The organism is Franzmannia qiaohouensis (assembly GCF_031451695.1).
Classification (GTDB): domain Bacteria; phylum Pseudomonadota; class Gammaproteobacteria; order Pseudomonadales; family Halomonadaceae; genus Franzmannia; species Franzmannia qiaohouensis.
In genome coordinates this window covers 18549-31623 of record NZ_JARWAM010000019.1, presented here as the reverse complement: position 1 = coordinate 31623, position 13075 = coordinate 18549, and the positions used below count along the sequence as shown (strand labels likewise).

The 13075-nt window shown below is 49.8% G+C and carries 11 protein-coding genes; all 11 read left to right on the top strand.

Going from position 1 to position 13075, the window contains the following annotated elements; genetic code table 11:
- The first annotated feature begins 71 nt into the window (after positions 1-71).
- Positions 72-644, top strand: a complete 573-nt coding sequence (locus tag QC821_RS19625; protein WP_309724892.1) for an acyltransferase — start codon at positions 72-74, stop codon at positions 642-644.
- Positions 631-1761 (top strand): dTDP-4-amino-4,6-dideoxygalactose transaminase, encoded by a 1131-nt coding sequence (rffA, locus tag QC821_RS19620; RefSeq protein WP_309724891.1) that lies wholly within the window; start codon positions 631-633, stop codon positions 1759-1761. The genes QC821_RS19625 and rffA overlap by 14 nt, the downstream gene beginning before the upstream one ends.
- On the top strand, positions 1758-3176 hold the full coding sequence (locus tag QC821_RS19615; RefSeq protein WP_309724889.1) for a lipopolysaccharide biosynthesis protein: 1419 nt from the start codon (positions 1758-1760) through the stop codon (positions 3174-3176). The genes rffA and QC821_RS19615 overlap by 4 nt, the downstream gene beginning before the upstream one ends.
- A complete protein-coding gene (locus tag QC821_RS19610) occupies positions 3170-4450 on the top strand; it encodes a glycosyltransferase family protein (protein ID WP_309724887.1) in 1281 nt (426 codons plus the stop codon). Before QC821_RS19615 ends, QC821_RS19610 begins: the two co-directional genes overlap by 7 nt.
- Positions 4451-4511: 61 nt before the next feature.
- The gene (gene asnB, locus QC821_RS19605) at positions 4512-6407 is read left to right on the top strand and encodes an asparagine synthase (glutamine-hydrolyzing) (protein ID WP_309724886.1); all 1896 of its coding nucleotides are present in this window, start codon (positions 4512-4514) and stop codon (positions 6405-6407) included.
- Positions 6398-7492, top strand: coding sequence for a glycosyltransferase (locus QC821_RS19600; RefSeq protein WP_309724884.1), 1095 nt, complete (start codon positions 6398-6400; stop codon positions 7490-7492). The genes asnB and QC821_RS19600 overlap by 10 nt, the downstream gene beginning before the upstream one ends.
- 85 nt (positions 7493-7577) lie before the next feature.
- Positions 7578-8648 carry a glycosyltransferase gene (locus QC821_RS19595; protein WP_309724882.1) on the top strand — a complete coding sequence of 357 codons (1071 nt, stop codon included), beginning with the start codon at positions 7578-7580 and terminating at the stop codon, positions 8646-8648.
- A gap of 3 nt (positions 8649-8651) precedes the next feature.
- Entirely contained in the window at positions 8652-9362 is a 711-nt protein-coding gene (locus QC821_RS19590) for a WecB/TagA/CpsF family glycosyltransferase (protein WP_309724880.1), read from the top strand.
- 47 nt (positions 9363-9409) lie between these two features.
- The gene (locus QC821_RS19585; protein WP_309724878.1) at positions 9410-10789 is read left to right on the top strand and encodes an undecaprenyl-phosphate glucose phosphotransferase; all 1380 of its coding nucleotides are present in this window, start codon (positions 9410-9412) and stop codon (positions 10787-10789) included.
- Between the two features lie 95 nt (positions 10790-10884).
- A complete protein-coding gene (locus tag QC821_RS19580) occupies positions 10885-12135 on the top strand; it encodes an O-antigen ligase family protein (RefSeq protein WP_309724921.1) in 1251 nt (416 codons plus the stop codon).
- A gap of 36 nt (positions 12136-12171) precedes the next feature.
- Positions 12172-12963, top strand: a complete 792-nt coding sequence (locus tag QC821_RS19575) for a glycosyltransferase (RefSeq protein ID WP_309724876.1) — start codon at positions 12172-12174, stop codon at positions 12961-12963.
- The last annotated feature ends 112 nt before the right edge of the window (positions 12964-13075 follow it).

Sequence of the window (13075 nt, the reverse complement as noted above, 5' to 3'; positions counted from 1 at the left end):
AGCGTTCCCTTCGAGGACAGCCGCGGGCCTAAACGGCCTAAGTCGCTATTCAATATATAAGGCAACGAAGTATGGCTTATTATTCTGAAGAACAGTTGCTTAAAATTGGTTTTAAGCATGTTGGTTCAAATGTCAAAATAAGTGATAAAGCAAGCATCTATGACGCTGAAGAAATTGAAATTGGCGATCATTCTCGAATTGATGATTTCTGCGTGATATCGGGTAAAGTATCAATAGGAAATTATTGCCATATAACTCCAATGTGTCTCGTAGCCGGCGGAAAATTAGGGGTTTTAATTTCTGATTTTAGCTCGCTAGCATATGGAGTAAAGGTTTTTTCTCAGTCGGATGATTATACCGGCGAGTCTATGGTAAATTCACTTATACCAAAAAAATATAAATCGGAAATATTTGATAAAGTTCGCATAGAGCGTCATGTTGTGGTTGGAGCTAATGCTGTTATTCTTCCTGGTGTTACGGTCAGAGAAGGCTGTGCGATAGGTGCGTCAGCACTATTATTAAAAAGTACCGATGCATGGGGGATCTATGCTGGCGTACCTGCAAGTAGAATTAAGGAAAGAAGCAAGAAGATTCTAGAGCTCGAAGCAAAATTTTTGGAAGAGGGTTTCCATGATTCCATTTAATAAGCCTGCCCAAACTGGCCGTGAAGAAGCACACTTACTGAAGGCATTGTCGAGTGGTAAGCTTTCGGGCGACGGGGAGTACTCACTGAAGTGCCATGAATGGTTTGAGCGAAATTTGCCATGTAAGCGGGCACTACTAACTCCTTCATGTACTCAAGCGCTTGAGTTAGCGGCTATCTTGATAGATATAAAGCCTGGCGATGAAGTGATCATGCCGAGTTATACATTTGTTAGTACAGCAAATGCGTTCGTTCTTCGTGGAGCTAAGGCTGTATTTGTTGACATACGACCGGACACGATGAATATTGATGAGGCCAAGATAGAAGCATCGATTACTGACAAGACGAAAGCAATAGTACCAGTTCATTATGCTGGTGTGGCATGTGATATGAATGCAATCATGTCGTTGGCAGAGCGGTATGGTTTGTATGTCATTGAAGATGCCGCACAAGGCATGATGAGTGAGTATGAAGGCAGGCAGCTGGGCACTATTGGCCATATGGCCGCTTATAGTTTCCATGAAACAAAAAACTATACTAGTGGTGGAGAAGGTGGGCTGCTAATAATTAATGACTCATCTTTCCAAGATAGAGCTGAAATAATACGAGAGAAAGGCACTAATAGGAGTTTGTTTTTTCGCGGCTTAGTTGACAAATATAGCTGGGTAGATGTTGGGAGCAGCTATCTCCCGAGCGAGCTGCAGGCCGCTTATTTATGGGGGCAATTAGAGAATGTTAATGAGATAAATAATTTTCGTCTTTCCATTTGGGAAAAATATCATGCTGGGTTAGCTCCTCTAAAAAATGAAGGGCTGCTAGATCTTCCATCGGTGCCCAGTAATTGTAAACATAATGCACATATGTACTATATAAAAGTAAAAGACCTTGATGAAAGAAAGAGGCTGATTCATTACTTGAAAGAACGGGACATAATGGCAGTTTTCCATTACGTGCCATTGCATACCGCAAAGGCTGGTGTTGATTATGGACGTTTTTCAGGTAAAGATGTGTATACCTCGAATGAGTCTGAAAGGTTGTTGAGATTGCCTATGTGGTTCAATATACCGACTAGCTATATTGATAATATCATAGATGCGGTGTTGGATTTTTACCATTGAACATAAGAAATATTATTAGTTTTTCTGTGGGGCCACTGTTTGGCGCTGTTTTAGGTTTCATTACGTTACCTTTAATCGCCTGGTTATTCCCCCAAGAGGATATAGGCCGTTTTACTTTGTATCAAGCCGTGCTTGGTTTTGGAGTAATGCTGTTCAGCCTGGCGATGCATCAAGCGTATGTAAGAGAGTATCATGAAAGCCCTGATAAAGGCGTGCTTTTGAAGTTGACAGTGTTGCCTGGGGGGATCTTTTTCTTAATATTCAGCTGTATCTTTATTTTTTCACCCCTCAGCTTGTCTGTGTTGATATTTGATGTCAGCTCACTGAGTTTGGATTTTATGATACTCGGTGGCCTGTTACTCTCGTACTTGATAAATATTCTCGTCCATGTGCTTAGAATGCAAGAGCGCGGAGTGGCATTTTCCGTTGCAGAAGTAATGCCGAGACTGTCGCATCTGCTGTTCATTGCAATAATAATAATTTTTTTTAATGCGTATGATTTCCAAGACTTAATCGCTTCGAATATCATTGCCTTATTTGTGACTTTTATTGCCTTGACCTTCATGCTAAGTCCCGATATAGGAAGCGCACTAAGGTCTAGGTTCAACCGTAGAAAAATGAAATCCATGTTGGCATTTTCTATGCCATTAGTCGTGGGAAGTCTGTCATATTGGGCATTGACGACAATGGATCGCTTTTTTCTCAGGTCTCTTGCTGGCTTTGAGGAACTTGGCTTATATGCAGTTACTGTTAGCATAGCATCGGTAGCTGCAATTTTATCTAAAATATTCTCCAACCTGTGGCACCCAACGGTCTATCGATGGGCCAAGGAAGGGGTGAGACCTGACAGGGTTCAGACTGTTGTCGACTATATGCTTGTCGGTGTACTAAGTATATGGGCTTTGGCGGGCCTGTTATCCTGGTTTATTACTTATTTACTGCCACAAGAGTACAATGAGATTCAATACTTAGTGGTAGCATGCATCGCAATGCCACTGCTTTATATGTTGTCGGAGACGACGGTAGTAGGTATTGGTATAACGCGGCGCTCAGTTTTTTCAATGCTGGCGTCAATCTTAGCGCTTGTTGTAAATCTTATCTTGAATTTCATATTGATTCCAGAGCATGGCGCTGCAGGTGCGGCTATGGCATCGGCGTACTCCTTCTGTGTATTTTTCGTCGTAAGAACTGAGTCTAGTTGTTATGTATGGGAGAATATACGTAGGAACAAAATGTACTTACTTTTGGCACTCTATTTGATGGCCACGACGGTGACAACATTCCAATTCTTCGAATCTCAAATGATTTCATCTCTCATTTGGCTACTACTGCTATTTCTTACTGGTATAATGTTTTACAGTAGATTGTCCCATGCATTTCTTTTTGTCAGAAATAAGGTGATTGATAGATGCTGATAATTTACAGTGCATTACGTATGGGAGGGATTGAAACTTTCTTTGTGAGGCTTGCCAGAGAGCGCTATAGGCAGGGACTCCATACCAAGGTGCTTTTGCTAGCAAATGACAATGAAAGCGATCCTGAGTTGCTGGCACAAATGGAAGATGTGGCGGATATTTATAGGTTTAATGATCTATTTCATCAATTCCCAATTCTCAAGCATCGCTTCAAACTCTTCTCACCTATGAAAAATAATAATGTTTTAAGAGTTCTCGAGGGAGTGACACAAGTGCATGTAAGCAATGCTGAAAATGCTTTGCTAGCGGATCGATTGATAAATATAGCGAATGCATGTATTCCTATCACCGTTGGTGTATATCATTCGCTTGAATTTTCCTGGGGGGGTAAAAGTCTTCCTCATTTTGAAAATATAAATCGCAAGTTTGTTTTACAACATTTGCCTGACGCAAACCTAATGTGTTTTGCTGAGTCGACTAAAGAGTTTATGCAAAGAAAACACTCTTTGCCCATAAAAAATGCCAAGGTGTTTCGTTTAGGAGTAGTGAGTGGTTCGACGCCTACTTTATTAAACGATGGTGCGAGTAGTTCAAAGGTTGGGTATCGGGAACAATTAAAAATTTGTACTGTTGGACGCTTGGTAGAATTTAAGAGTTATAATTTATGGATGCTAGATGTTGTAAAAGAGCTCGTAGATATGGGGTTGCCTGTTGTTTTTGATATATATGGCGAGGGACCTCTTTCAGACGAAGTATATAGTAAAATACAAAAGCTAGGCATTGATAATGCCGTAAAAATGATGGGTACTTTTGAGTATTCAAAGTTTAACGACGTGGTACGTGAGTACGATCTTTTCGTTGGTAGTGGTACTGCAATAATCCAGGCTTCATTTTGTGGCGTACCTTCAATAATTGGAATTGAATCTATTCCCGAACCAGTTTCATATGGTTTTTTTAGCGATTTTTCAGAGTATGAGTATCATCATCCGACATTGAATTTTCCCAAAAAGTCTGTTGTGGATATTATAGCGAATTACTACCAGCTTGATGTTGCACATAAGCATGCCATTGCTAAGCATCACATTAAGGCTGCAGAGATGTTTTCAATGGCAGAGGTGGTTAGGAATTTTGAATTGCCATATTTAGTAAGTTCAAAACGTTTTAGATATTCGAAAGTTTCTTATTATTTTAGTGAGAAATTGTTCGACATTAAGCATAAGTTGTCAGGAATAAGAGTCGATTATACCAAGACCAAGTTTACAGATGATACTTGAATGCGGTGTCGGTTAGTAATTAAATTATAGCTGCATTTTTTCAAATTTTGGAGACACTCGCATGTGTGGTATAGCAGGTTTTGTCGATTGGAAATTGATGTCAGACGACAGGCATCTCAAGGCTATGACTGATGTTTTGCACCATAGAGGCCCTGATGATAGTGGCTACTCGATGCAGCAATACGCTAGTGCTCAAGTAGGGTTGGGGCATCGAAGGCTCTCAATTCTAGACCTAACCAAGCATGGCCACCAACCGATGCACTATCAGCATCTGTCGATTATTTTTAATGGTGAAGTCTATAACTTTCAAGAAGTCCGCGATGAACTCGAGCGCTTAGGCTATAGTTTTGACTCTAGCTCAGACACGGAAGTAGTCCTGAAGGCATACCACTGCTGGGGGATGCCAATGGTTCATCGCCTTAATGGTATGTTCGCTTTAGCGATTTTGGATTCTCGGTCTCAAAAAATAGTTCTTCTCCGTGATCGTGCTGGTGTTAAGCCTCTTTATTGGTACCATCATGATGGTTTACTGATGTTTGCTAGTGAGCTTAAAAGCTTCCATGAACACCCTAGGTTTAATAGGGTGATCGATAAAAATGGGTTGGCCTTGTTCTTCCAGCATGGCTATATTCCACAGCCTCATACTATTTTTAAGAATACGCGAAAGCTCAAGGCGGGGCATAGTATAACGGTTGATTTGAGCAGTGGAGATATTGTAGAAAATGAATATTGGGATATACTTGGCTGTTATAGACAACCTAAGTTAGATGTCACTGAAACCGAGGCGTTAGAAGAAACAGAGCGCCTTATGATATCGGCTTGTGAGTATCGTATGGTGGCGGATGTGCCCGTGGGTATGTTTCTTAGTGGTGGTTACGATTCTTCAGTAGTTACGGCACTTTTGCAGTCTAATAGAACTGACAAGCTTAAGACTTTTGCCATTGGCTTTGAGGAAGATGCATATAACGAAGCACATCATGCGAAAAAAATAGCTAACTATCTTGGTACAGATCATACGGAGTATTATTGCACCCAAAAGGATGCTTTGAAAATACTGCCCAGAATTGTGGAAATATGGGATGAGCCTTTTGGGGATCCTTCAGCAATACCTACTGTTTTGGTCAGTGAGCTAGCTCGTCAGCGCGTGACTGTTTCGTTGAGTGCGGATGGTGGTGATGAAATATTTGGTGGATATGATAAATATCCATACATCCTGAAACTGAATAAATACCTATCTAAAATTCCTATGCGAGGGTCTCTTGGTTCGATAATGTCTGTTATTGACCCTGCATCGCTACCTATAATAAATAAAAGTAAAAAAATTACGAGAAAATACACAAAGCTTGAGTCTGCTCTAAAAGCAAAGAATAGCATTGATTTGCTTGGTACGACAAGTAATGTGTTTTCAGTCCGTGAAGTGAGGAAATTACTTGATAGTAGCGATGAAGAAATTGTCACTGAATTTGACTATTATGAAGGGCTTTTTGACGACAATGATTCTTTGAATTCGCTACTCGCAGTGGATTATAAGACCTATCAACTGGATAATATTCTGGTTAAAGTAGATCGCGCGACAATGTCTTGTAGCCTGGAAGGTCGTGAGCCACTTCTCGATTATCGGCTTATAGAATATGTGGCACGTTTGAGATCAGACTTAAAAATAAAAGGTGGCGATAGAAAGTATTTGCTGAAGGAAATTACGCATAAGTATATACCCAAAGAACTTATGGATAGGCCTAAAATGGGATTCGGGATACCACTCATTGATTGGTTTCGAGATGAATTAAAGGACTATATTTTACACTATCTTAGCGAGTTCAGACTTACCCAAGGGGGTGTTTTTAACGTAGAGCAAGCCCTTAAGGTTAGGGATGACTACTTGAATGGTGTAAGTGACGAAGTCAACAAGGTTTGGTTAATGGTGATTTTTGAGATGTGGAGAGAGAGGTGGATGTGAACAATAGAGAAGTCACTTTTTTCATTACAGCGCTAGAGGGTGGTGGTGCCGAAGCTGTTTGTGTCAATGTTGCGAATGGCTTAGCTGAGCGCGGATGGAATGTTACTTTGGTTGTACTTCATCTTAATAAAGCAGCATATCTGGATCGCATTAGTCCATTAGTCCGCCTGAATGTATTAGAAGTGGAGTATGTAAGGCATGCCTTTTTTGCCCTCCATAGTTATTTGAGAAGAAATGGCGTAAAGAATGCTGTTGTTTTTAATTATGAGCTTACAGTGATGTTGGTGATGGTGCGTGCTGTTGGCTTTTATAAGTTTAGGCTGATTGCTAGAAATATTAACACACTCTCTGAGGCGAGAAAGCGTTCAAAAGGCTTTTGGCGAAAGCATGTGGTGTCGCGGTTAATTGATACATTTTATTGTAAAGCTGATTTTATCGTCAATCAGTGTAAAGGCATGCAGCGTGATCTTGTCGAATTATATGGGGTTGATGAGTCCAAAGCCCCGGTGATTTATAATCCTGTTAACCAGAGAGTTGAGGAAATCTCTAGATCACTTAAGTGGAATGATATAGAAAAGCAGGATTACTTTCTATGTGTTGGTCGCCTGGATCAGCAGAAAGCCTTTCATTACGCTATTGAGGCTTTTGCAGCTATCGCACATGACTTTCCTGATATGCGGCTTAAAATTGTTGGCAGGGGAGTCTTGGAAAGTTATCTTAAGGAGGTTGCGCGTGATTTTGGCATCCAAGATAGAGTTGACTTCGAAAGCTTCCAGAATGATATAGTCCCATTTTACTTGGGAGCTAAGGCAACTGTTTTAACCTCACTTTACGAGGGGTTCCCAAATGTTCTAATCGAATCAATTACGCTTGGCACACCGGTTATTGCATTTGACTGTAAAAGTGGCCCAAACGAAATTATCAATAATGACAATGGTATCCTTGTAGAGTATTTGTCAACCGAAGGGTTGGTCTCAGCCATGCGGCTTATCAATAGTGGGTTTACGGCAGAACAGGTGCACGCATCCGCGGCGCCCTTTGAAATGCGCCGCGCGCTTGATGCATATGAGAAATTGTTGTCATAATTGTTGAGCCACAAGCTGTTTTATTGTGTGCTTTTTGGTTATTCGGATTTTCCTGTTGGCGTTCTTTATTGGTGATAACCTGGTAATGAGAATTGCGCTAGTGGTAACCCAGTACGAGGCCGGTGGCGCCCAGAAGGCGGCCATCAACCTGGCCAACGGACTGGTGAGGGCGGGGCACACACCTACCTTGATCTTTCTCTACAAGAAGGCCGAGGCCGATTTTTATATCGAGCCTGGGGTAGTGGTCGAGCATCTGCTACCTGAAAAGCGCCCTGTCGCGTTGCTACTGTTCTCCTTGCCGCGGCTGGTGAAGGCGCTGCGCCGGGCCGGCGCGGAACAGGTGATCGCCTTTACCCACTACGCGAACCTCTATTCGGCACTGGCGTGCAAGCTGCTCGGCATGCCGCTGGTGATTTCTCACCGTAACCCGCTGTTCTCCTATGGTCGTTTGACTCAGTTGGCCGACCGTTGGCTGGCCCGGTTGGGTTGCCTGGGTACCGTTACCTATGTATCGCAAGCGGTGCGTGACTCCTTCGAGGAGCACTACGCAGGCCAGCAACTCAAGCACAAGGTGATCTACAACTGTGTCGACGGGCCTCGCGGGGAAGCTGATGTGGCCCCTGTCGACGGCGATTATCTGCTGGCAGTGGGGCGTTTGAGTGAGCAGAAGAACCATGCGTTGCTGATCGAGGCCTTGGCGCGCTCGCACTATACCGGCGACCTGGTGATTCTGGGCGAGGGCGAGTGCCGCGCTTCTCTCGAGGCGCTTGCCGAGCGGCTCGGTGTTGCTTCGCGGGTCAAGCTGCCGGGTGTGAAGCGCAACGCAGAGGTGAGCGCCTGGTTGCAGGGTGCCAAGGCATTCTATATGCCATCCAGGTACGAGGGCATGAGCAATGCGCTGCTGGAGGCGGTTGTCGGACGCACCTATACCGTGGTCTCCAATGTGCCGGCCCAGGTCGAGGCGGTGAGCGTGGGGCACGAGACCTATGGTGAAGTGCTGGAGATCGATGACGTGGCGGCCTGGGCGGCATCGATGGATGCCTTGCAGGGCGTTGCGCGGCCCCAACCAGCGGCTACGGTAGCCGAGGCGCTGGCCGAGCGTTACTCTTTCGCACGGTTCATGGCCGATTTTACTTCGCTGCTGCCGGATGAGTGATCGATGATCGATATGTTGAGGGCGCGCATGGCTACCCGCGAGGGCGGCCGTGGCGCGCTGGTGACGTTTCTAAATCCCTATTCGTATCGCATCGCCCGCCGGCATCCGTCGCTTTTCCGTCGTTTCGATACCATTCATTACGATGGCATCGTGCTGGCAAAGCTGATGATGCTTGCCGGCGTGAGCGTGCAGCGCACCAGTTTCGATATGACCTCATTGGCCAACTCGGTATTGGCTAGGGCGGCTGACGAGGGCCGTGGAGTGGCCTTCGTGGGCAGTGAGCCGGGAGTGCCAGAGCAGGCAGCCGAGACGCTGCAGGCGCACTTCGCGGGGCTGCCGGTGGTGTCGGTGCGTCATGGATTCTTCGACAGCGACGAGCAGCGCGCTGCGCATATCGCCGAGCTGGTGGCGTTGGCGCCGGCGGTAGTGGTGGTGGGCATGGGCGTGCCGCTTCAGGAACGCTTCCTGGTCGACCTGGTTGACGCGGGGTGGCGCGGCGAGGGATACACCTGCGGTGGGTTTCTCCATCAGACCGCCAAGGGCGGGGCCCAGTACTATCCAGCCTGGATGGATCGCATGAACCTGCGCTGGCTGTATCGCATCTATGATGAGCCAAAGCTGATAAGACGCTATACCATCGACTACTCGATCTTCCTTGCGCTGTTTGCCGGCGACCTTGCGAAGTATTACTGGGGCAAGCGCTCTCGGGTGTAGCCATCGGGCAGAGTGACTGCCATGACATCGTTTGAAGTGAGGGTGTAGTGAGCCGTAGGTCTGGTTTTAGTAAGTATGAGCCGTTTCAGATCATTGGCCCTGTGGTCGATCTGCTTGGCGTGATTGTCGCCGGGTGGCTGGTCTACTGGGCGCGCTTCGGCGAATGGCAGTTGATCGAGCTGTATTGGCTGGCGCTGCTGGCCATTGCGATGCTCGTGGTGCTGGTCAACGGGCTGCATGGCTCCTACCAGGACTGGCGCACGTCGAGTTTCGCCCACGTACTGCTGAGGCTGGTGCTGGTATGGGGCGGTATTGCCTTGGTGGTGATGTCGTTCCTGTTCCTGGCCCACGTGGCGGAGCGCTATTCGCGGCTGTGGGTAGGTTTTACGCTGCTCGGCTCGTTCCTTTTCTCGGTGCTGGCGCGGGTGCTGGCCTATCAGGTGGTGAGGGCGCTATACCGTCGCGGCCGGCTGCGGCGCGGGGTATTCCTGGTGGGCCCTCAGGGGCATGTGCTGGGCGTGGCGCGGGATATGCGCCGCCACTCCACCGAGGGCTTCGGGATTTCGGGGATTCATCGCTTGTCTGGCGAGCCGCAGGCGGTGGACCTCGAGCGCCTTGTGCAGCGTGTCGAGGCATCCGGTGCCAGCGAGATCTGGATCTGCGTGCCGCTGGAGCGCGGCCACGAGGTGCAGGTGCTGTTCCGCGCCTTTCAACAGTTGATGATGGATGTGCGGCTGATTCCGGACCTCAAGGACATGCGCCTGCTCAACCATCGGGCCAGCCAGGTGGCGGGACGCTATGCGCTGGACCTGAGCGTTAGCCCCATGGCGGGCATGGCGCCCTATGTGAAGCGCCTGGAGGATATCGTGCTGGGTGGCTTGATCAGCCTGTTGATCCTGCCGGTGTGCCTGGCCATTGCGCTGGCGGTGAAGCTTGGCTCTCCGGGGCCGGTGCTGTTCAAGCAGTACCGCACGGGCATCAATGGCAAGCGCTTCAAGGTGTATAAGTTCCGCTCCATGGAGGTGCATGAGGAGTCGAGCGGGCAGCTGACCCAAGCAACCAAAGGCGATCCAAGGGTGACGCGCCTAGGGGCGTTTCTACGTCGTACGTCGCTGGACGAGTTGCCGCAGTTCTACAACGTGCTGCAGGGGCGGATGTCGATCGTCGGGCCGCGGCCCCATGCACTGGCGCACAATGACCACTACCGCGGCATCGTGGAGTCGTATATGCGCCGGCATAAGGTCAAGCCGGGCATCACCGGCTGGGCACAGGTCAATGGGCTGCGCGGTGAGACCGACACCGTGGAGAAGATGGAGCAACGGGTTGAGCACGATCTGTGGTACATCGACAACTGGTCGCTGTGGCTGGATCTGAGAATCATCTTTCTGACCGTGTTCAAGGGATTTGCGGGGCAGAACGCCTATTGACCGCTGTTGGGGCATTACCTTGATTTCGACTATGGGGGCCGGCATTATGCCGGCTCTTTTCGTTTTTGCTCCTGCGAGGCATTTGCATCGTGACGATGGCCCAGGCACTACCGGTATCTCCCGGCTCTGGCATGCGGATCTATACCAGCATGGCGGCATTTTTGTTGATGGCGATTGCGCTGGTGGTGCCGAGCGGCTATTCGCTGGGTGCGGTGATGCTGCTGCTCGGCAGTGTGGTGCTGCTTGGCAAACGGGGGCAATTGACGCTGCGTCGTGCCGACCTGGCGATCATGGCTGTGTTCGCGGCCTATGCGCTGGTAGTGATCGCCGAGGCGTGGTGGGACGGCCAGGGCTCGCGAGGCATGGATAGGCCGGCGCGTTTCCTGTTGGCGATTCCCGCGCTGCTGCTGGTGCTGGCGTTTCCTCCCCGGGCGGGGGCGATCTGGGCCGGCCTGGCGACAGGCGGCATTCTTGCTGGTGGCTGGGCGGGCTGGCAAAAGCTCATCGAGGGCGTTGAGCGTGCCAGTGGTTACACCTATGTGATCCAGTTCGGCAACATCAGCATGCTGAGCGCGATCCTGTGCGCCGCCGGGCTGGGTTGGGCGCTCGTCCAGCCGCGCGCTCGACTCTGGGTGGCGCTGCTGGCGCTGGGCATCGCAGGCGGCGTGCTGGGCTCGCTGTTCTCAGGCACCCGCGGTGGCTGGGTAGGTATTCCGGTGGTGCTGTGGGTGCTGTACCGCGGCTATGGCCGGGACTTGCCGGGCAAGTGGAAATCGCTGGCCCTGGTGGCAGTGCTGGTGGTTGGTACCATGGCCTATGCCATCCCTCAAACGGGCGTCCAGTCGCGTGTCGGCCAGGCGGTGAATGATATCCAGCGCTACGTAAACCAGGAGAACCGCACGTCATCGGTGGGGGCGCGTTTCGAGATGTGGAAAGGGGCCGCGCACCTGATTGCCGAGAAGCCGCTGCTGGGGTGGGGAGAGAACGGCTATCAGTTGGGCATGCAGCAAATGGCCGATGACGATGTGATCCATCCGTTCATCACTACCTTCGACCACGCCCACAACGAGTTCATCGACGCCACGGCCAAGCGCGGTCTGTTGGGGCTGGCGGTACTCTTGGCGCTGTACTTGGTGCCGATGCGGCTTTTTGCTCGTCAGCTTGCGGCGCCTGACATGCAGCTGCGGGCCTTTGCGGTGGCCGGCGTGCTGTTGCCGGTGGCCTACTTCGATTTCGGCCTTACCCAGGTCTTCTTGGCGCACAACAGCGGGGTGATGGTGTATGCCTTCCTGCTGCCGGTGCTATGGGCGGGCTTCCGGGCGCGCGAGCGTCAGCTGGCCTCATGAGATAGTATTAGGCTCATGTCGATGCAATGTCCAAACATGCACCTAGAAGTCGTCATGGCGGCGTATAACGATCCGGAGGTGCTGACGCTAACCTTGGAGGGCTATCGTCGGCAGACCGAGCGGAACTTCAGCCTATGCATCGCCGATGATGGCTCTGGGCCCGAGGTGGCCGAGGTGATCGAACGCTTCCGTGGCTTGGGGTTGGACATCCGCCATGTGTGGCACGAGGACCGCGGCTTTCGCAAGGCGCAGATCGTCAATCGTGCCATTGAAGGCTCCCGGGCCGATTATATCGTGCTTACCGACAGCGACTGTGTGCCGATGCGCCATTTCATTGCCGACCACCGTGACTGGGCGCGCCCAGGGCATATGGTGGCCGGTCGACGAGTGGATACGGCCGAAGGGCTCACAGCACGGATCAAGTCGGGCGAGCTGAGCCTGGCCGGCCTGGAGCATCCGCTGAGGCTGCTCTTCCAGTCGCTGCGAGGCGGCCTCTCCCGCGCCGAGTTCGGCCTGCATCTGCCACGCTGGGCAGCCCAGCTGTGGAGCCGTAAGCAGTTGGCGTTGCTGGGCGCCAATATGGGCGTCTGGCGCGAGGACTTGATGGCCGTCAACGGCTTTGACAGCGATTTCGAAGGGTACGGCGCCGAGGAAGTCGACCTCGAGTGGCGGCTGATTGGCTGGGGTGTAAAGCAGCGTGCCATGCGTGGCCGTGGGGGCCTGATCCATATTCACCATCACCAGCGCCAGGCCGATGCCTATGTATTCCACTTGCTGCAGCACAAGCAGCAGGCTGGCGAAGTCGTAGCCCGCAACGGTATTCGCTGAGGGAGGGTGGCGTCCTTGGCGTAGGTGAGCGCTTTCTGCTCGCCTATATTGAGGTGCTCAGGTGCCTGGAACACCGACCTGAGCACTCAATAATTATTTAAATAACGTCATA